Consider the following 20,453-nt stretch of genomic DNA (forward strand, 5'->3'; position numbering starts at 1 on the left):
TCAAGCGCCGTCCAGCACAAAGCCGGCAGCCTGGAAATCCCCCTCCAGCAGGACATCGATGCCACGCCCCATCCAGTAAGCGCCGCTGGCAACTTGCGGAGTCTGTCCTGTCGCGCTGCCGGAAATCGCACGGAGCGAATAGTTCCGCTGCGGATCGAGCCCGCGCAGCTGGATGCGCGGCTGCGGATCGCGCCTGCCGCCGGAGTGCAGGAACGCGAACAGCACGGCCTGCTTGCCATCCTGCGCCACGGACAGCGTGGCCGAGCGCGCCGCTCCGCGCTGCGGCGACACCAGACGGTAGAGGTTCCCCCGCTGCACCGTCGGCCGGATAGCCTTGTATTCCGCGACCAGGCGCTTCGCTTGCGCGAAATCCTCTTCCCGCCAGTGATGCAGGTTGGCGCCGATACCCAGCGCACCCTGCATCGACGACAGGAAACGGTATTCCAGCGACGTGACGCGCTTGTTGAGGTAGTTCGGCGCGTCGGTCACCCAGGCCATCATGATCCCCGGCGCATAGGCGTGGCTGAAGCCGTCCTGGATCAGCAGCCGGTCGAACGGATCGGTATTGTCGGATGTCCAGACCTGGTCGGTCAGCGCCATGATGCCGAGGTCCACGCGGCCGCCGCCGCTGGCGCACGATTCGATCTCCAGCTTCGGGTGGCGCCGGCGCAGTTCGGCCAGCAGCTTGTACAGGTTCTCCACGTAGGCGACATACAGCTTCTGCTGCTCGCCGGGCGCAGCCTCCGGCCAGCCCGGCTCCGACCACGCGCGGTTGTGGTCCCACTTGAGGAAGGCGATGTCATGCTCCGCGAGGAGCTTGTCGAGCACCGCCAGCAGGTGCTCGTAGACATCCTTGCGCGCCAGGTTCAGCACCAGCTGGTTGCGGGCCTCGCTGCGCGGCCGGCCTTTGAAGTTGATGACCCAGTCCGGGTGGGCACGATACAAGTCGCTGTCCGGGTTGACCATTTCCGGCTCCACCCACAAACCAAACTCCATGCCGAGCGCATTGACCCGCTTGATCAGCGGGGCCAGTCCGTTCGGGAATTTTTGCCGGTTGACGACCCAGTCGCCCAGGCCGGCCTTGTCGCTGTTGCGCGCGCCGAACCAGCCATCGTCGACCACGAAACGTTCGACGCCGATGCTAGCGGCCTTTTCCGCAAGCGCCACCTGGCCCGCTTCGTCGACGGCGAACGTGGTCGCCTCCCACGAATTGTAGAGAATGGGGCGCAAGCGCGGCTGCGGCGCGCCAGGCAGGATGCGCTCACGCTGGTAGCGGTGGAACATGCGGGACGCGCCGCCAAAGCCGCCCTCGGAATACCCTGCGTGGAAAACGGGCGACGCCAGGCTCTCCCCCGGCTTCAGGCGATAGGCGAAGTCGAAAGGGTTGTAGCCGGCGGTCGCGCGCACGCCGCCCAGCGCATCCATATCGACGTGGATGCGCCAGGCACCGCTCCATCCCAGCGCACCGAACCACACAGGGCCGGATTCTTCTTCCGTGCCGGCGTGGCTGATCGCGATCCACGGATTGGCCTGGTGGGAGGTGACGCCCTTGCGGCTTTCGATCACGGTGGAGCCCGGCTCGATCGGTCGCGTCTGCAACGCGAACTCGCCGCCCCAGCGTCCGGTGAGATAGGAGAGGCGGTAGTCGTCCCTGAACGGCAGGTTGATGCTCGCAGCCGCCAACTGGTCGAGCTGGATCCAGCCGGTCGTGCGGTTTTCCACCACCGCCGAGCGAGCCAGGATGCCTGTGGATGCATCCATTGCGTACGTGAGAGTCACGTGTACGGCGCGGCTGGCGTCCTTCAGCCGCACCACGATCCGGTCCTTGTCGAGTTGGTGGCTCACGTAGCGCAAGACGAGGTCGCGCACGCCGTCCGGGAACGTCACCTTCAGGGCCGGTTCCACGGTCAGGCCACCGCCAAAGCCGGGGAATTCAAACGGCGTGATCGTGACCGGCATTTCATTGGAGGAGTTTTCGGGCACCGGCACCGGCGCCGGCAGCCTGTCCGCGCTGGACAAGGCGCTGCCCCAATACATCGACTGCAACTGCCCGTCGCTGTTGACGCCGAACGCGTAGGTAACACCCTCGCCGTCGAGCCGGAAGACCTTGGTGGCCTCGTCCACGGAAGGCCGGGCCATGACGGAACCGTCGATGACGATGCCGGCGAGGCCGCCGAGTAGTTGCATGCAGAGGGTGCGGCGGCGCTGGTCGACATGGGTCATATGGTGTTGCCTCGCTATCGTTATTGTTACGGTTGATGTTTTTTCAGCGCGGCCAGATGCCGCTCGATTTCGAACACGTGCTGGTCATGCCGGCCCAGCTCGCGCAGCGCGTTGGCCAGATGGTTGAGATAGTCGCTGTTCGGCCCGCTGGGCCCGGCGGAGCGGGCGATGTGGCGCGCGATCTCCTGCTCTGAAGCTTCGCCAAGGAAGGCCGTATTGTCCGGCGTGGCGATATAGACCAGGCCCTCGACGCTGCCGCCGTCCTCGAACGTGATCGATATCGCCAACCGCAGATAGCCGTTCTTCTCGCGATGGTCCAGGTGCGTGAACACTTCCGGCGTGACCAGGTAGGCCATGCCGTGGCACACCGCGCCGCGCTCTTCGATGATGGTCACCACGCGCCCCGGCGCCTCCGGCGTGCCGCGATGGTCGTGCGAGCCCTGCCAGAAGCGCCGCGTCCAGTTGGCGATGCTGGCGGGGCGACGCTCAAGATAAGGAAAGTCGGCCTTGTAAATCAGCGAGCCGTAGCCGAACAGCCAGACGCTGTGGTGGCCGTCGAATTGGTCCATCTGTCGATTGATGGCGATGGTATCTGCTGTCATAGATCAATTATAACTGCGGCACATTCCAGTGATGCGAGGCGGCAAACTCCTGCAGGAAGGCGACGAAGCTCTCGGCGGCGGGGGACAGCGCCCGCGCGCTGCGCGTGTACACGAAGAAGCGCCGCGTCAGCGCCGGCGATTCCAGCGTCCGCATCTGCAGGCCATAGAGCTGCACCATCTTTTCCGCGTAGGGCAGGCAGACCGTGATGCCCAACCGCGCGTGCACCATGGCCAGCGCCGTGGTCATGAAGGTCACCTCGTTGTACGGATTCAGCGACTGCTCGCGGAACGACGCGTGCATGTCGCGCAACAGCCGCTCGGTGAACTGGCCCTGCAGCGATATCACCGGGAACTCGTTGACGTCGGCCCAGGTGATGCGCGTGCGCCGCTCCAGCGGATGGCCGGGGGGATACACCACCACGAACGGCATTTCGAACAGCGGCTGCGCCTCGATCTCTGCCGTGGTGTCGCGGTCCGGGCCGATGCCGAAGTCGGCCTCGCCGCTGAACACGCGCGCCGACACCATCTCCACCGGACTGTCGGCCAGCCACACCTGCACGTCCGGATAGCGCTCCTTGTAGGCGGCGATCACCTCCGGGATGAGCGTGCAGGACAGCATCTGCGGCGCCGCCACCCGCACCGATCCCTGCTTGAGCGCCTTGCGGTTGGCGATGTCGGCCATGGCCCGGTCCAGGTCCTGCAGCATCTTCTCGAACAGCGGCGTGAGCTCGCGGCCGATCTCCGACAGCTGCGCCTTCCGGGTGGTACGCTCGACCACGCGCACGCCCAGCATCTGCTCCAGTTCCTTGATCTGCCCGCTGAGCGCGGATTGCGTCACATTGAGGTGTTCGGCGGCCAGCGTAAAGCTGCCGGTCTTGGCGAGCGCCACCAGGGCGCGCATCTGGCGCAAGCTAGGATTCATCGGAAAACCTGATAAGTGAGCTGAAAAATACAATTTGTATGATATCTGAAATTCGCATCTAATGTGCCATGCCCTTGTTGGAGACAAACATGAAAATCAAGCAAATACACCACGTGGCCTACCGCTGCATCGACGCCAAGCAGACCGTCGAGTGGTACGTCAAACACCTGAACATGGACTTCGTGCTGGCCATCGCCGAAGACGAAGTGCCGTCCACCAAAGCGCCGGACCCGTACATGCACGTGTTCCTGGACGCCGGCCATGGCAACGTGCTGGCCTTCTTCGAGCTGCCGACCCAGGCCCCGATGGACCGCGACCACAACACCCCGGCCTGGGTGCAGCACCTGGCGATGGAAGTCGAGAGCATGGAGGAACTGCTGGCCGCGAAAGAGCGCCTGGAGGCCGCCGGCATCAGCGTGATCGGCCCGATCAACCACACCATCTTCAAGTCGATCTACTTTTTCGACCCGAACGGGCACCGCCTCGAACTGGCCGTCAATACCGGCACGCCGGAGATGTACCAGCGCCTCGACGCCGTCAAATGGGAGATGCTGGAAGAGTGGTCGCAGACCCGCAAGGCGCCCAAGCACGCCGCCTGGATGCACGCGCCGGAGGTGAAGGCATGAAGCTCGCGACACTGAAAGACGGCAGCCGCGATGGCCGCCTGGTGGTGGTCAGCCGCGACCTGTCGCGCTACCAGCACGTACCGAAAATCTCCGCCACGCTGCAGCACGCGCTGGACAACTGGGAGCTGGTCTCGCCGGCGCTGGAGCAGGTCTACGCATCGCTCAACACCGGCGACGCGGTCGACACCCACCCGTTCGACCAGCAGTACTGCCACTCGCCGCTGCCGCGCGCCTACCAATGGGCGGACGGCTCGGCCTACATCAACCACGTTGAGCTGGTGCGCAAGGCGCGCAACGCCGAAGTGCCGGCCTCCTTCTACACCGATCCGCTGATGTACCAGGGCGGCTCCGACAGCTTCATCGGCCCGCGCGATCCGATCTTCGCGCTGTCCGAAGAGTGGGGCATCGATCTGGAGGCCGAAGTGGCCGTCATCACCGGCGACGTGCGCATGGGTGCCAGCGCCGCCGACTGCGCCAAGGCGATCCGCCTGGTCATGCTGGTCAACGACGTCTCGCTGCGCAACCTGATCCCGAACGAGCTGGCCAAGGGCTTCGGCTTCTTCCAGTCGAAAGCCGCCAGCGCCTTCTCGCCGGTGGCCGTCACGCCGGACGAACTGGGCGCGCACTGGGCCGACACCAAGCTGCACCTGCCGCTGCTGGTGGATCTGAACAAGCAACCCTTCGGCAAGCCGAACGCCGGCGAGGACATGACCTTCAACTTCGCGCAACTGGTGGCGCACGCCGCCGCCACGCGTGAACTGGCGGCCGGCACCATCATCGGCTCCGGCACCGTGTCGAACAAGCAGGGTAGCCTGCATGGATCGAGCATCGCCAACGGCGGCGTGGGCTACTGCTGCCTGGCCGAGGTGCGTATGTACGAGACCATCGAAAGCGGCAAGCCGCAGACCGGCTTCCTCAAGTTCGGCGACAGCGTGCGGATCGAGATGAAGGACGAGCAGGGCGCCAGCATCTTCGGCGCCATCGAGCAAACCGTCACGCACTACAAAGAGCGCAGCTAAAGCGCCGGTGAGGCAGAGGAGACAAAGATGGAACAACTAGTGGACATCCCCGCGCTCATCGACAAGAGCAGGATCGGCGCCTTCCAGATCGGCGTTTATGTGCTGTGCGGCCTGTGCATCCTGATGGACGGCTTCGACGTGCAGGCGATGGGCTATGTGGCGCCGGCCATCATCCAGGAATGGCATGTCAGCAAAGCCAGTCTCGGGCCGGTGTTCGGCGCCGGCCTGTTTGGCATGTTGGCCGGCTCGCTGGTGTTCAGCGTGATGGCCGACAAAATCGGCCGCCGTCCGGTGCTGATCGGCGCCACCATGTTCTTCTCGGTCTGCATGCTGCTCACGCCATCGTGCACCACGCTCGAACAGCTGCAATGGCTGCGCTTTATCACCGGCATCGGCCTGGGCGCCATCATGCCCAACGTGATGGCGCTGGCCGGCGAATACAGCCCGGTGCGCAGCCGCGTCACCTTGATGATGCTGGTCTCCTGCGGCTTCACCGTGGGCGCCGTGGTCGGCGGCCTGGCTTCCGCCGCGCTGATTCCGTCGTACGGCTGGCAGTCGGTGTTCTACGTCGGCGGCGCCATGCCGCTGGCGATCGGACTGCTGATGATCTTCCTGCTGCCGGAATCGATGCAGTATGTGGTCCTGAGCGGCAAGCGCGTCGAGCGCGTGGCGCAATGGCTGCGCCGCATCGATCCGTCGGCCCCCGTGCATGCGGACAGCCGCTACCTGGTGCACGAGAAGTCCGGCAAGCGCGGCTCGGTGGCGGAGCTGTTCCGCGAAGGCCGCGCGCGCACCACCGTGCTGCTTTGGCTGGTCAATTTCCTCAACCTGCTCAACCTGTACTTTTTATCGAACTGGCTGCCGACCATCCTCAAGGGCGCCGGCCTGTCGACCAGCATGGCGGTATTGGCCGGCACCATCCTGCCCGTCGGCGGCACCATCGGCACGCTGATGATGGGCCGGATGATCGACCGCTCTAGTTTCCGCAGCGTGCTGATACCGGGCTTCCTGGTGGCTGGCGTGGCGATTGTGCTGATCGGCCGTCCGGAAGCGTCGCTGGCCTTCCTGTGCCTGGCGATCCTGGTGGCGGGCTTCTGCATCGTTGGCGGCCAGCCCGCCGTCAACGCGCTGGCGGCCAACTACTATCCCACCACGCTGCGGTCCACCGGCATCGGCTGGAGCCTCGGCGTGGGCCGGGTCGGCTCCATCATCGGGCCGGTGCTGGGCGGTGAGCTGATACGCATGAATTGGCCGAACAGCACGATCTTCGTGATCGCCGCCGTGCCGGCGCTGCTGTCGGCCGTCATGTTGTGGTTGATGGCGCCACCGCAGCCGGCCGCAATTTTAGAACGAGATTTCGCATGAAGCTTTACACCTACTTCCGCAGTTCCGCCGCCTACCGCGTACGGATTGCGCTGAACCTCAAAGGACTGGCCTACGATGCCGTGCCGGTGCACCTGCTGCGCGACGGCGGCGAACAGCTCACCGACAGCTACCGCGCGCTCAATCCATCGGCGCTGCTGCCGACGCTGGACGACGACGGCAGCGTGATCGGCCAGTCGCTGGCCATCATCGAGTATCTGGAGGAGACGCGCCCGCAAGCGCCGCTGCTGCCTACCGGCGCGGCGGACCGTGCCCGCGTGCGCGCGCTGGCGCTGACGGTGGCCGCCGACACGCACCCGCTGGGCAACCTGCGTGTGCTGAAGTACCTGAAGGGGCAGTTGAAGGTGAGCGAAGAGGTCAAGCTCGAATGGCAGCAGCACTGGCTGCAGCTAGGCCTGGCGACGTTGGAGCGCATGCTGGCCGACGACCCGCGCACCGGCCGCTACTGCCACGGCGACACGCCGACGCTGGCCGATTGCTGCCTGGTGCCGCAGGTGTTCAGCGCCCAGCGCTTCGGCGTGGACATGACGCCCTATCCGACCGTCATGCGTATCCACGCCGCCTGCGGCGAGCTGCCCGCCTTCCAGCAGGCGCACCCGTCGCAGCAGCCGGACGCCGAATAGGCGCCGGCGGGATCACGGAAGGATCAGAAGCGGGTGGTCAGCGTCACGCTCGCGTTGCGCGGCGCGCCCGGCTGGATCTGCACGTTGTTGATGGCCGACTCATAGAAGCGCGCATTGCCGACGTTGTTCAACTTGAACCGCACCTCATACTGCCTGGCGCGATAGCTGAGCGCCGCATCCACGCGGACGTAGCCGGGCAGGCGCACCGTATTGTCGGACAGCGCAAACTGGTCGCCGCTGAGAATCGCGCCCAGGCCCGCGCTCCACGCACCGCCCAGTTCCTGGTCCACCCACAGCGATGCGCGCTGGCGCGGCGTCATCTCCGCCCGGTTGCCGCTCGGGATATCGTTGGACGCCACGATGCGCGCGTTGTTGTAGGTGTAGGACGCGTTCAGGCGGCCGCCTTGCCACAGCGCGCCTTGCAGCTCCAGCTCCACGCCCTGGTTGCGCTGCTTGCCGACCTGCAGTTGGCGCAGGCCGGCCGGATCGGTCGGGTCCAGCGTCAACTGGTTGCGTTGTTCGATGCGGAACAGCGCTGCGGTGGTGGAGATGCGTCCACCCAGCCACTCCTGCTTGTAGCCCACTTCCTGCAAATCGGTCTGCAGCGGCTTGACCTGCGACAGCGGCGTGCTGCCGCTGTAAAGCAGGTCGCCGCCGCCGGGCTGCGACGAGCGGCTCAGGTTCAGATACCACGATTGTCCATCGAGCGGCTGGTACACCACGCCCGCGCGCGGCGAGACCACGTTGTCGGTTCGTTCGCTGAACACCTTGGTCAGGCGGTTGGTCTGCTCCTGCTGGAAGCGGTCGAAGCGCACGCCCGCCAGCGCCTTCCACTGCGGCGCGATGGTGATCTGGTCCTGCAGGTACAGCGCCTGCGTCTTGGCCGTGAAGCCGTTGTTCAGCGCCACCGGCAGGGCGCCAAGGTTGGGCGCCGGCAGCACATGCTGCGGCGCGTACAGGTTCACCGGCAAGCCGATGCCGGTTTGCGCGGTGACCACGTCGCGCTTCTGGTCCGACAGCTCCACACCAGCCAGCAGCGCGTGCCGGTCCAGCGTGTACGCCAACTCGGTCTGGTTGATCAGGTTGCGCTGCGTCTGCGGGAAGTAGGTGATCTGGCGCGACACGGTGTTGTCCGCGTTGACGCGGCGGTTGCGGGTGTTCACGCCTTCGAGTTCGGTGCGGCTGTACTGGAAGGTGTTCTCCAGTTTCAGGCGGTCGTTGAAGCGGTGCTCCAGTTTGACCTTCGCCATGTCGCTGTCGGTGCTGGTGTAGTCGTAGCTCTCGCCGTAGAAGGTCGACGGCGACACCGCCACCGGCCGGCCAGCAAGCGACGGCACGCCGCGATCCGGCGTGCGGTCCTCGCGCTGCACCTCGGCCTGCAGCAGCAGCGAGGTGGCAGGCGACAGCGCAAACTTCACCGAGGGCGCCAGCAGCTTGCGCGTGTGTTCGACCACGTCGCGATAGCTGTCGCCGGTGTCGTACACGGCGATCAGGCGGCCGTTGACGGTGCCGCTCAGCGCACCGCCGGCGTCGATGCTCATGCGCCGTTCGTTGTCCGATCCCAGCGTGGCGGAGACTTCGGTCTCCTGCTTGGCGCGCGGCTGTTTGCTGACCCGGTTGATCAGGCCACCGGCCGAGCCGCGTCCATACAGCGCCGCCGCCGCGCCCTTGATCACTTCGATCTTCTCGACCGTCGCCAGGTCGCGCGAATACAGCGTGTCATCGCGCACGCCATCGAGGCTGGTGTCGCGCAGCGAGTAGAAGCCACGGATATAGAACTCGTCGCGGCGACCTTCGCCCTGGCCGGCCACCACGCTGCTGACGTAGTCCAGCGCATCCTTGCTGGTCAACGCGGCGCGGTTGCGCAGGTTTTCCTGGGTGACGACGCTGACCGATTGCGGCGCGTCGAGCAGGCTGCCCTGGGCCTTGGTGCCGCTGGCGCCGGCGGCCAGGCCGTCGCTGGTGCCGGTCACGGTCACCTGCTGCATGGTCTGGATGTCGTCCGCCTGCGCGGAAAAAACGAAGCCTGCCAGCAGCAGGGGAAGTGGTTTCAAAACTGTTTTCATTGTTTGATTGCGGTAGCCGGGAAGGAACGCGAAACATTATCTTGTGTAAAGGTAAATGTCAATGCAAATGATAATGATTCGTGTTTGAGCATAGGGAAAGCCGCCGTATCAGGCGCTGACCACGCGGTCGCGCCCTTCGTGCTTGGCCTGGTAGAGCGCCTTGTCGGCCCGCGAGATCAGCGACGAGGCGCTGTCCGGCGGCCCCTCCGGCGTCGACGAGGCCACGCCGATGCTGACGGTGAGCGCGATCCGTTCGCCGTTGTCGCCCTCGATGCGCAGCATGGCGACATCGGCCCGCAGCCGTTCGGCGGCGCCGCTGGCGACATCGATCCCGGTTTCCGGCATCAGCAGCACGAACTCCTCGCCGCCGAAGCGCGACGCCATGTCGATATTGCGCATGCCCCCCTCCAGCGCCCGCGCCACCGCCACGATGGCGCGGTCGCCCGCCTCGTGGCCGTAGACATCGTTGACGTCCTTGAAGTGGTCGATGTCGACCATCAGCAGCGACAGCGAATGCTTGAAGCGCCGGCTGCGTTCCAGCTCCTTGTTGATCTGCTCCGTCATGCGGCGGCGGTTGCCGATGCCGGTCAGCGGATCGGTGGTGGCCAGTTGTTCGAGCTTGGTGTTGGCCGCCATCAGCTCCAGCGTGCGCCGCGTCACCCGCGCCTCCAGCTGGTTGCGCTCATTGTGCAGCGCGAGCAGCGTCTGGCGCCGGCCGCGCAGCGCGAAGACCAGCGCCGAGATCAATACGCCCTCCAGCACGATCAGCGTGAGGCCGGCCAGTATCTGCCAAAGGTATTCCTCGAACACGCTGCGCGGGCGGTTGACCCATTGCGCCGTCGGCGGAATATTCTGCAAGTGGAAGCGCTGCGTCGCGCCATGGTCGAACAGATAGCCGGGAATGCCGGCGATATCGGGCTTACGCTGCAACAGGATGGCGCCGATGGCGCGGCCTATGCGTTCGGCGCTGACCACGTAGCCGCCCACCACGCCGGGCACCACGATGGCCTCCCAGTTGGTGAAGATCGGCACCTGCGTGGTGGCCGCCAACCGGCGCGCGATGTCCACCGGCCGGCGGCGCTCGCCGGCGCTGTCGTGATAGCTGGGCAGCAGGAAGATGGCGCTACCGGGCCGCAGCAGCGCGGCGCGGCGGAAGATCTCCGCATAGGTGAGATGGTCCCAGTATTCGAAGCGCAATTGCCGCGCATAGATGCCGGCCGCATCGCGCACGCCGTTCACCGATTCCTGCATGCGGTCGGTGCTGTCGCCGATCACCACCACATGCCGCACCTCCGGCGCCACCTGCGGGATCACGCCGATGGCGCGCTCGAAGCTGGCCTGCACCTGGTAGGCGATGCCGTCGTGCGGCGACCAGTTCAGGCGTCCGTGGTTCATGTAGTGGCGCGGCACGCCGCGGAACAGGTCGGGGCGGTCGCTGAGGAAGCGCGCCGCCACATAGTTCTCGGTGATGATGGCGTCGAACTGGATGTGCGCGTACTTGGTGCGCAGGTACTGCTCCATGCCGGCCTGCGCCTGCTCGTCGCCGACGCGCACGGCGTCGAAGCGTTCTTCGAAGATGCCCAGCGCGGAGGTCTGGCGGTTGTCGGCCAGTTCGGCCGACAGGCCCTTGTGGATCAGCGACTGCCAGGCCGACGCGGAATCGGAACCCAGCGAATACAGCACCAGCACCTTGCGCTCGCCGGCGGCCCACGTCGGCGCCGCCATCGCCGCCAGCGCCCACGCCAGCAGCGCGCAGCCCAGCAGCAGCCGGCGCCAGAGTTGGCGCGACCCGATTCCCTGCGCGGCAAATGGATGATCCCTGTGCGGCATGGTCGGCGTTGAGTCCTGGTGCAAAACTGGCGCGTACGGCGAGGTTTGCATTAAGGAAAGTCTAGCACGCTTTCCCGCACGATTGTGCGGGTCATGCGGTCACGCGGCGCGCAAGGCGTCGACGATTTTCATGCGGGCCGCGCGCAGCGCCGGCAGGAAGCCGCCGACCATGCCCATCGCCAGCGAAAACATGAGCGTTTTGACCACGATGGCGGGCGTCAGGCGGAAGCCGAAGGCCAGCTCGGAGAAGGATTGGAAATTGGTGGTCGAGAAGGACAGGAACTGCATCAGCGAGGCGCAGGTCAGGCCCAGCGCGCCGCCCAGCACCGCCAGCAGCATCGACTCGGCCAGGAAGGCGGCCAGGATGCTGCGGCGCTGGAAGCCCAGCGCGCGCAAGGTGCCGATCTCGCCGACGCGGTTGGCGACCGAGGCGTACATGGTGATGGTCGCGCCTATCATCGCGCCGATCGAGAAGATGATCGACAGGATCAGCCCCAGCACGCTGATGAAGGTCGACAGCGCCTTCGACTGGTCGGAGTAGAAGGTCTGTTCGCGCTTGGCGTCCAGCGTCAGGCGCTGGTCGGATTCGATGTCCTTCTTGAAGCCGTCGAACAGCGAGGTGTCGGCCAGCCGCAGCACCATGGCCGAATAGGCGTTGCGGCGGAAGGCCGGCATCAGCTGGTCGGCGTCGCCCCAGATCTCGGAATCGAAGCCGCTGTTGCCGGCGTCGAACAGGCCGACCACGGTCCACTCGCGCTGGCCGAAGCGCAGCGTCTCGCCGATGCCGGCGCCCTCGAAGCGGCGCGCGATGCTGGCGCCGGCGATGATCTCGGAAGCGCCGGGACGGAACATGCGGCCCGCCGTCAGCTTCACCTGCGGCCGCAGCATCAGGCCGCGCGGCGAGATGCCGCGGATGATCACGTTGGACGGCTTGGCCGAGCCGCGCTTGTTGAGCGAGATGAGCACCACCGTTTCCTTCGACAGCAAGGGCTGGCCGTCGGCGCCGCGCGCGATGGAAGGGTGGCTGGAGGCGATGCTGGCCTGGGTGCGGTCCACGCCGCTCTGCACCTCGGTGTCGGCCGAGCGGCGGATCAGGATCACGTTGTCGTATTCGCCGGTGGTGACCATGGTGTTGCGCAGGCCCTCGTCGAGCATCAGCACCGTGGCGAACACAAACACCACCAGCGCCAGGCCGGCGCCGGTCAGCGTGGTGGTCAGGCGGCGCGCCCACAGGTTGCGGGCCACGTAGGAGAGGGGGATCTTCAACCGATGCTCCTCAAGCCGTCGACGATGTTGATGCGCACCGCGCGGATGGTCGGCGCGATGGCGGCCACCGTGCCGATGACCAGCGCCGCCAGCACCTGCTGCAGCACCGTCAGCCGCGACACCTCGAACACCGGGAACATGGTGCCCATCACCTTGCCGAGGACAGTGGCGAACGGGAACAGGATGACGATGCCGATGGCCGCGCCGAACGCCGCCAGCAGCAGCGATTCGCCGAAGATCATCAGCGCCAGGAAGCCGGGGCCGAAGCCGAGCGCCTTCAGCGTCGCGTACTCGCCCAGGCGCTCGCGCGCGCTCATGGCCATGGTGTTGGCCATCACCGCGCCGATGATGACGATCACCACGAAGGACACCACGCGGATCGCCACCACGATCGCCTCCGACATCGACACGAAGCCCAGTTGGAACGCCTTCTCGGTCTCGGTCAGCGTCTCGGCCAGCGAGTTGGCGAACTCCTTGTCGACGGCGGCGGAGATGCCGGCGGCGTTCTCCGGCTGGTCGATCTGCACCACGAACACGCCGATCTGGTTGGCGCGGCGCGGCGCCACCTTCTTCATCGTCTCGTTGACGTAGTCCCAGTGGAAGAACAGGGTGGCGGTGTTGGTGGTGCTTTGCCGGCCGTCGTAGATGCCGCGCACCACCAGCTCCCAGTTGCCGGGATAGATGGTGCCCTTGAGCGGAATGATGTCGCCGACCTTGAAGCCGTATTGGTCGGCCAGCTTGCGGCCGACGATGCAGCCCTTGCGGTCCTTGAGGAAGTCGGCGCGCTGCTCGGGCGGCAGCAGGTAGTCGGGATAGATGTCCAGGTAGCTCTCGCCGGAGATGGCGAACTGCGCGAAGAAGTTCTTGGGATCCTTGTACGTGCCCTGGAACCAGTTGGCGAAGCCGACCCCGGACACGCCCGGCACCGCGCGGATGCGCGCCTGGTAGGACAGCGGCAGCGGGAACACCAGCGAGGTCTTGTTGCGCGTGACCAGCGTGGTGTTGGACGCGCCCTCGGCGCCGGCGTACCACGCGTCGACCACCGTCTGTAGCAGGCCGAAGGAAAAGATCGCCACCACCAGGCCGAGGATGGTCAGCGAGGTGCGCAGCTTGTGGCGCATGGCGTTCTTGAAGATCAGCCGCAGCGTGTACATGGTGCCAGGCCTATACGGTTGGTAAGGCCGGTTCGCCGGCGAGCAGTTCGCCCTTGTCGAGATGGACCATGTTGCGCGCCTGCGCGGCCGCGTTGGCGTCGTGCGTCACCATGATGATGGTCTTGCCCAGCTGCTGGTTGAGCTGCTGGAGCAGCGCCAGGATCTCGGCCGCCGAGTTGCGGTCCAAGTCGCCGGTCGGCTCGTCGGCCACGATCAGCGTCGGGTCGGTGACGATGGCGCGGGCGATGGCCACGCGCTGCTGCTGGCCTCCGGACAGCTCGTTCGGCGTGTGGTCCATGCGGTCGGCCAGGTTGACCATCTCCAGCGTCAGCTCCACGCGCTCGCGCCGTTCGCGCCGCGACAGGGGCGTGAGCAGCAGCGGCAGTTCCACGTTCTCGAACGCCGACAGCACCGGCATCAGGTTGTAGAACTGGAAGATGAAGCCGACGTTGGTCGAGCGCCAGTGCGCCAGGTCGCTCTCGCTCATGCCGGCGATGTCCAGGCCCGCGATGCGCAGCACGCCGCTATCGGGCTTGTCGATGCCGGCGATGAGGTTGAGCAGGGTGCTCTTGCCGGAGCCGGAAGGGCCCATCAGCGCCGTGAAATCGCCGGCCGGTATCGCCAGGCTGATATCGCGCAGCACCTCCACCACCTGGTCGCCGCGGCGGTAGGACTTGACCAGGTGTTCGATCAGTACCAGTGGTTCGCTCATCTTATTTTTTCGCCAGGCTGACGGAGGCGCCGTCGTGCAGCTTGGCGTCCGGCGCCAGCACCACCTTGTCGCCGGGCTTGACGCCTTTGACCTCGGTCAGGTCGCCGATCTTGCGGCCCTGCGTCACCGGCACCTGCCTCACCTTCTCGCCATCGAGCACGAACACCACCGGCTTGCCGTCGCGCGTGGCGATGGCGGCCGGCTGCACGGCGGTCACGGCCTGCCTGTCCTCCGGCGGCACGGGTTTCGACAGGAAGGCCACCTTGGCGCTCATGTCCGGCAGCACGCGCGGATCGTGGTCGAGGAAGCGCACCTTGACCAGCAAGGTGGCCTTGCTGCGGTCCATGGTCGGCACCATGCGCGAGACGTTGCCGGCCAGGTGCAGCTCGGGGAAGGCGTCGAGCAGGATCTCGGTCGGCTGGTCGACGCGGATCTTGCTGAGGTTCGATTCGGAGACGTCGGCCTCCACCTCCAGCGTGTCCATGTCGGCGATGGTGACCACCGCGCCCTTGCTGTCGGCGGCGGAGGAGAAGGGCGTGATGTTGTCGCCGACGTTGGCGCTCTTGGTCAGGATCACGCCGTCGAACGGCGCGCGTATCACCGTCTGGTCCAGCGCCACCTGCGCCACCTGCGCGTTGGCCCTGGCGGCGGCGATGGCGGCGTTGAAGCCGGCGATGTTGGCCTTGGCCTTGGTCAGCCGCGCCTGCGCGGTGTCGTAGGCGGAGGCGGTGATGAATTTCTGGTTCAGCAGCTCGGCGGTGCGCTTGAAGTTGGCCTGCGCGTCGAGCAGCTCGGCCTGGCCCTGCTCCAGGTTGGCCTGCGCCACCTTGACGTTGGCCTGCGCCTGGCCCAGCGTGGCGCTGACGTCGCGGTTCTCCAGCCGCGCGATGATCTCGTCCTTCTTGACCTTGCTGCCTTCGAGCACGCCCAGCCACTCCAGCCGGCCGGTGGCCTTGGACGACAGCGCCGCCTTGCGCTGCGCCACCACGTAGCCGGTGGCGTTGAGCAGGGTGTAGCTCTGCGAAGGCCAGGTCTGCGCCACGGTGACGGTTTCCACGCTGCTTTTGCCGCTGAACTGGCCCATGGCGACCTTGCCGCCAATGCCGGCCACGATCACCACCAGCGCGATCTTGATCCAGCGGCGGCGCTTGGACCGTTGCCCTTGAACCTGCGCGGGAGCACCGCGCTCTATTTTCAAACGGGAGATGTCGGGAGTCGCCACAAGTTCCTCACAAGTTCACGCTGCATGAATGTTGACAATTAAGTCAGCAAATAGTGCTGGAAAAACCCGTTTGCCGCAAGTTCTATCGAGCGGCAGGCGCCGCCGCTTATCTCACGTTGATTGCCAAGATGCTGGTCGGGCTGTTGATGTACAAAACACCGTTCGAGGACAACAACAGCTTGCCGCCTGCCGGATAAGTCCACACTGACATATGGGTGTTGCGGTCGATTGCGTAGGTCGCGGTGTCGGTACTGACAAACACCAGATTATTCGTCAACACAATATTACCGAGCCATTGCTTCACCGTGGCCGGAGGTGTCCAGCTCCACGCCAGGCTGCCGTCGGCCTCATTGCGTGCCTCGAGCGCCAGCGACTTGTCCCGTAACGCAAAGACGACCTTGTTATCGTAGGCGGAACCGCGCAGATATTTACCGTCGACTTTCCACCGCGCGACGAGTGCCGAGGCATCGAAATCAGTCAACGCGCTGGTGCTGGCGACAATCACATGGTTTGCAGCGCCGAGCATCGGCGTCGCACCATAATCTGACCAGTCGGTGCCGGTGTCCGTGGTCTGGCCGACCGCGGCGCCGGTCAGGCGGTTATGCACGTACAGCTGAGTTCTCAGATAGACGTAGGTGTTGTTGGCATCGACCGCGGGCGTCCAACCATCGATCTGCGCAAGCCGGGCGAACCATTGCTGGCTGCCTGCGTTGGCGTCGAACGCAAACATGCCGCCGTAAGTGCCGCCCTCGGAATACACGCTGCCGCCGAGCACGACCGGCGCCAGATAGTGCTCCCACTGCGACGACGTTGGCGTTTTGAACAGTTGGGTGCCGCTCATGGCGTCGAAGCCAAACATCGCCGTGGATTGCTGCGAGCCGGCGGACAGGTACACTTTGCCGTTGGCGTAACCAGGAGGATTGGTGGTCGCATAGCTCAGATCTGCGAAGTCATGTACCCATGCTTGCGTGGCGTCCTGTTCTTTCAGTGCGAACAACAGGTGCCCATGTGCGTTGCTGTCGTAATAGGGGCCGGTCGAAAAATACAACTGTCCATTGCCGGTGACGACGTCCGAAATTGACATCTGCCTGCCATTCACGGCGGGGGTCTCGTATTTCCAGCGCACGTTGAATGCCGAAGCGCTGAGCGTCACCGGAACCAGGCCCGTGTGTGCAGGGTTGGCCTGGTAGCCGCTCCAGTCGCCAGCCCCCGACAGCGGAACAAGGGTGGTGAGATTTGATGTCGTGGCGCCGCCAGCCGGCGAAATCACATCGATCACATACGGGACCTTAAATGGCGCCCCCTCGAGTTGCGCCGTGCAGTTCGTGTCCTTGCAGACGTCAACGGTGATATTGCCCGCATAGTGGCCAGCAGTTGCCGATGCCGAAGTCGCGACAGTGACGGCGACGCTGCCGTCCGTATCTATTTTGGTCTGAACCGACTCGATCACGTTGCTGTCGGCGTTCATCTTGATGTAGGCGATGCCCACGAAGGTCGTGGTCTGGCTTGCCTTGGCCGTGATTGTGATCGGGTAGCCCGCAACAAATTTAGCGGTGAGCTTGCCCGGAGTTATCGTGTATGGCGGCGGTGCGGCGGGAGTCGACGGTACTTCGGGCGTGCTCGGTGTCACCGGAGCGGTGTTTGCCGGAGTGCTGGATCCTCCGCCCCCACCGCAGGCAACGAGGAAAAGGCTGCCGATGGCGACGGCGAGATAACGCGGTTTGAAGTAAGCGGTCAGATGCATTTCGGTTGGTAAAAGATTGTAGTTTTCTAAATGTTGAATACTATCATCCATTGCCGCAGGGAAAACTCTCCAAACGTTGCAGTCGAACTGATTCAGGCGATGTGCATCAGCGATACAATCACGCCTTTCCCCAAACGTTTTTCTCCCATGACGATCCCCACCCTGATCCTTGATGCGCTCGCGCGTGCGGATGCTTCCTGGCGGCCATTGCTGATCGAAGGCCTGGAAGCCATGATGGCGGCCACGCCCGATTACCTGCCGCAACTGGCGCAGGACCAGTACCTGCCCACCGAACAACGTCTATTCGCCGCCTTCGCGCTGCCGCTGCCGCAGGTGCGCTACGTGCTGGTCGGCGAAGGCCCGTATCCGCGCGCCGAGAGCGCCACCGGCGTCTGCTTCATGGATGGGGCTGTTGGCAGTCTTTGGTCGGAAGAAGTCGGCGGTGGCTTGTCGAAGCAGGTGAACAAGGCCACTTCGCTGCGCAACTTTATGAAGATGCTGTTGGTGGCCGATGGTCAACTGTCGCTGTCGAATACTGCTGGCGAAGCGATGGCCGCCGTTGCCACCCGTGCGCGCAGCGGCGACGGCGCGATGATACAAACGCTGGCCGTCCTGCAGGACAAGCTGACCGCTCATGGGTTCCTGCTGCTGAATGCCTCGCTTGTTTTTCGCGGTCATGTGGCCCCGGCAAAGGACGCCAAGGCTTGGCAACCGTTTTTCGAGACCGTCATGGCGGGCTTGGGAGCGGAGCCCGACCCTCCACCGACCCTGGTGCTGTGGGGGAAAATTGCCGAGCAACTCAATAAATTACCGATAATAAAACAGTTCCCGAAAATTGCTGCCGAGCATCCTTATAACCTGAGCTTCATCGCCAATAAGGACATGCACGCCTTATTCGGTCCGATGCAACTGCTTCGTTCTGAGCTGTAAGATGATTTCAATATGGAAACGCCCTAAAGTGGAATAGCAATCAAGATGGTGATTGTTCTTTTTGCCACTCTGCGGCGGAGCACGGATGAACCAAACCAATTCGTTTGCCGCCATGCCGCTTGCTGCGTCGCAAGTTAGTCGTGCAGGGCCGATTGCCTATCAACTCAATAAATTGCCGATAGCTATTTAGCTGGCTGTCATCACGCAAGTTTTGATGCCTAAAAATAAACTAAATGTGACAATGATTCTGTGGTACCATTAATTGCAATTAACATAATTATTGCTGTTTTACCACTTCGAGGAGCATTGATGAAAAAAACTTCACTTCGTTTGGCCGTGACGTTGACGCTGTTCGCGGCGGCGCAGGCCAGTTATGCGGTCAACTACACGGGAAAGTTGCTCGAAATAGGCAGCTTGTCTGGCCGGAACTCTGCGGTCAGCATCAATGACAATCTGCAGATCGCCGGGTTTGCGCAGGCACCGTATCAGACTGGTGGCGCGCCTGTCCGGCATGCCGGCATGTGGGATGGCGGCACCGCCAAGTTCACCGATCTGACGCCGCAACTGAACGGCTTCGCCCGCGCCAACGGGGTTAACAACGCGGGCAATGTCGTCGGGACCATCGGTTCGGATCTTCACCCGGAAACCCAAACGGCGGTAGTCTGGAATGGCAATGACATGACGGTGCTGCAGGGTAATTCAGCTGGCGCCAATGCAATTAATAATCACGACGTCATTGTCGGATACGCCGGTAACCAGGCACATAAATGGGAAAACGGCGTGGGAACGGCGTTGGCTGTCACATCAGACTCTGAGTATTCGAGCGCGACGGCCGTCAATGACCATGGTGCGATTGTAGGCTTCATTTCCTCTGGCGCTTATTTCCAGGCCCGCGCCACCAAGTGGAATGGCGACAAAATATCCACGCTGGATTTCGCCAGAAACGACGTTGCCACCTATGCCCAGTCCATTAACAACGCGGGACAAGTAGTAGGGTACGGATTTGACTTCGATGAAGTGAGGCATGCTGAACTGTGGTCTGCGGACGGCAAGGTAACTGTGTTGACGGGCCCCGAAGACGGCACCATCCATAGCTCCGCCTTCGGCATCAATAATTCTGGCTGGATTGTCGGTAGCGCGAGCACGGGCCTCGACACATATGGCGTGCTGTGGATGGGGACGACCGGCATCAATCTCAACCAGTATCTTGACCGCGGCCTCTATGACAGTGGCTGGCGCATCACTTTGGCGAATGGCATTAATGATCGCGGTGATATTGTCGCGGAACTCGCCAACGTCAAGAACCGGAACTTGGAGAACATGTCCTACCTGTTGACCGTGAGCGCTGTGCCCGAGCCGGAAGCTTACGCCATGCTGCTGGCCGGCTTGGCGTTCGTGGGAGGAATCGCGCGTCGCCGCCGCATCGCCTGACAATCGCCTGCCGCGCAGGCATCAACTCTGAACGCCCCGGTATGGTTACCGGGGCGTTTGTCATTTGGGCACCGGCGTTTGGCGTTCGCTGGCAATTCAGCGCTGTCGGCAAACTTTGTTAAAGTTTGGTATACTTGACTAAATCGATCAACTAATCAGCTCTTTTGCAACACCGTGATGAGTGATGAGGTCGATATTTTAACCTAGTTGAACCGAGGTAGTGATGCGTCTGACCACCAAAGGCCGTTTTGCTGTGACTGCGATGATCGATCTGGCTTTGCGCCAAGGCAAAGGCCCGGTCACGCTCTCGGGCATCAGCCAGCGCCAGGCCATCTCGCTGTCCTACCTGGAGCAGTTGTTCGGCAAGCTGCGCCGCCACGAGATCGTCGAATCGATCCGTGGCCCGGGCGGGGGCTACAGTCTGGCGCGCCGCGCCGACAAGGTCACCGTGGCCGACATCATCATCGCCGTCGATGAGCCGCTCGATGCGACCCAATGCGGCGGCAAGGAAAATTGCCACGGCGCGGACGCCGCCAGCGGCGCACGCTGCATGACCCACGAACTGTGGGCCACGCTGAACGAAAAAATGGTCGATTACCTGGATTCCGTGTCGCTGCAGGATCTGGTCGATCAACAGAAGCAAAAGAATGCTGAACAAAACGTGGTCGTGATGCACCGTAACCACGCCGCGCTTGGTTAA

The 20,453-nt window shown here is 64.0% G+C and carries 17 protein-coding genes; 7 read left to right on the top strand and 10 right to left on the bottom strand.

Annotation, left to right across the window (positions count from 1 at the left end; all coding sequences use genetic code 11):
* Genes HUX88_RS12095 through HUX88_RS12105 form a run of 3 tightly spaced genes read right to left on the bottom strand, consistent with a single transcriptional unit; the run spans position 1 to position 3,747 of the window.
* Positions 1-2,223, bottom strand: coding sequence for an alpha-galactosidase (locus tag HUX88_RS12095; RefSeq protein WP_117013403.1), 2,223 nt, complete (start codon positions 2,221-2,223; stop codon positions 1-3).
* A 26-nt stretch (positions 2,224-2,249) separates the two neighbouring features.
* Positions 2,250-2,825 (bottom strand): gamma-glutamylcyclotransferase, encoded by a 576-nt coding sequence (locus tag HUX88_RS12100; RefSeq protein ID WP_117013404.1) that lies wholly within the window; start codon positions 2,823-2,825, stop codon positions 2,250-2,252.
* 7 nt (positions 2,826-2,832) lie between these two features.
* Positions 2,833-3,747: a LysR family transcriptional regulator gene (locus HUX88_RS12105; RefSeq protein WP_176361932.1), complete on the bottom strand. Its 915-nt coding sequence runs from the start codon at positions 3,745-3,747 to the stop codon at positions 2,833-2,835.
* Positions 3,748-3,836: 89 nt separating this feature from the next.
* Here HUX88_RS12105 and HUX88_RS12110 point away from each other — a divergent pair, with 89 nt between their 5' ends.
* From HUX88_RS12110 to maiA, 4 genes are read left to right on the top strand one after another with little or no spacing between them, the layout of a single operon-like run.
* Positions 3,837-4,373 carry a VOC family protein gene (locus HUX88_RS12110; RefSeq protein WP_117013406.1) on the top strand — a complete coding sequence of 179 codons (537 nt, stop codon included), beginning with the start codon at positions 3,837-3,839 and terminating at the stop codon, positions 4,371-4,373.
* Positions 4,370-5,392, top strand: coding sequence for a fumarylacetoacetate hydrolase family protein (locus HUX88_RS12115; protein WP_161094956.1), 1,023 nt, complete (start codon positions 4,370-4,372; stop codon positions 5,390-5,392). Before HUX88_RS12110 ends, HUX88_RS12115 begins: the two co-directional genes overlap by 4 nt.
* A 27-nt stretch (positions 5,393-5,419) precedes the next feature.
* Entirely contained in the window at positions 5,420-6,757 is a 1,338-nt protein-coding gene (locus tag HUX88_RS12120; protein WP_176361933.1) for an MFS transporter, read from the top strand.
* Positions 6,754-7,398 carry a maleylacetoacetate isomerase gene (gene maiA, locus HUX88_RS12125; protein ID WP_176361934.1) on the top strand — a complete coding sequence of 215 codons (645 nt, stop codon included), beginning with the start codon at positions 6,754-6,756 and terminating at the stop codon, positions 7,396-7,398. Before HUX88_RS12120 ends, maiA begins: the two co-directional genes overlap by 4 nt.
* A gap of 23 nt (positions 7,399-7,421) precedes the next feature.
* Here the strand turns inward: maiA and HUX88_RS12130 are convergent, their stop codons facing one another.
* From HUX88_RS12130 to HUX88_RS12160, 7 genes are all read right to left on the bottom strand, one after another.
* Complete coding sequence (locus HUX88_RS12130; RefSeq protein WP_229219305.1) at positions 7,422-9,452, bottom strand: TonB-dependent siderophore receptor; 2,031 nt, start codon at positions 9,450-9,452, stop codon at positions 7,422-7,424.
* Positions 9,453-9,572: 120 nt separating this feature from the next.
* On the bottom strand, positions 9,573-11,294 hold the full coding sequence (locus tag HUX88_RS12135) for a sensor domain-containing diguanylate cyclase (protein ID WP_176361936.1): 1,722 nt from the start codon (positions 11,292-11,294) through the stop codon (positions 9,573-9,575).
* Between the two features lie 99 nt (positions 11,295-11,393).
* Entirely contained in the window at positions 11,394-12,560 is a 1,167-nt protein-coding gene (locus HUX88_RS12140) for an ABC transporter permease (protein ID WP_176361937.1), read from the bottom strand.
* A complete protein-coding gene (locus tag HUX88_RS12145; protein ID WP_117013412.1) occupies positions 12,557-13,714 on the bottom strand; it encodes an ABC transporter permease in 1,158 nt (385 codons plus the stop codon). The genes HUX88_RS12140 and HUX88_RS12145 overlap by 4 nt, the downstream gene beginning before the upstream one ends.
* A 10-nt stretch (positions 13,715-13,724) precedes the next feature.
* Positions 13,725-14,426, bottom strand: a complete 702-nt coding sequence (locus tag HUX88_RS12150) for an ABC transporter ATP-binding protein (RefSeq protein ID WP_117013413.1) — start codon at positions 14,424-14,426, stop codon at positions 13,725-13,727.
* A 1-nt stretch (position 14,427) separates the two neighbouring features.
* Positions 14,428-15,648, bottom strand: a complete 1,221-nt coding sequence (locus HUX88_RS12155) for an efflux RND transporter periplasmic adaptor subunit (protein WP_176361938.1) — start codon at positions 15,646-15,648, stop codon at positions 14,428-14,430.
* 106 nt (positions 15,649-15,754) lie between these two features.
* Positions 15,755-17,443: a PQQ-binding-like beta-propeller repeat protein gene (locus tag HUX88_RS12160; protein ID WP_217916306.1), complete on the bottom strand. Its 1,689-nt coding sequence runs from the start codon at positions 17,441-17,443 to the stop codon at positions 15,755-15,757.
* 96 nt (positions 17,444-17,539) lie between these two features.
* Here HUX88_RS12160 and HUX88_RS12165 point away from each other — a divergent pair, with 96 nt between their 5' ends.
* The 3 genes from HUX88_RS12165 to iscR all read left to right on the top strand — a co-directional run bounded on the left by HUX88_RS12165 (position 17,540) and on the right by iscR (position 20,453).
* The gene (locus HUX88_RS12165) at positions 17,540-18,322 is read left to right on the top strand and encodes a uracil-DNA glycosylase (RefSeq protein WP_117013416.1); all 783 of its coding nucleotides are present in this window, start codon (positions 17,540-17,542) and stop codon (positions 18,320-18,322) included.
* A gap of 309 nt (positions 18,323-18,631) precedes the next feature.
* On the top strand, positions 18,632-19,753 hold the full coding sequence (locus HUX88_RS12170) for a PEP-CTERM sorting domain-containing protein (protein ID WP_117013417.1): 1,122 nt from the start codon (positions 18,632-18,634) through the stop codon (positions 19,751-19,753).
* A 223-nt stretch (positions 19,754-19,976) separates the two neighbouring features.
* Entirely contained in the window at positions 19,977-20,453 is a 477-nt protein-coding gene (iscR, locus tag HUX88_RS12175; protein ID WP_008450513.1) for a Fe-S cluster assembly transcriptional regulator IscR, read from the top strand.

Source organism: Duganella sp. BJB1802 (assembly GCF_013369445.1).
Lineage (GTDB): Bacteria > Pseudomonadota > Gammaproteobacteria > Burkholderiales > Burkholderiaceae_D > Rugamonas > Rugamonas vulcania_A.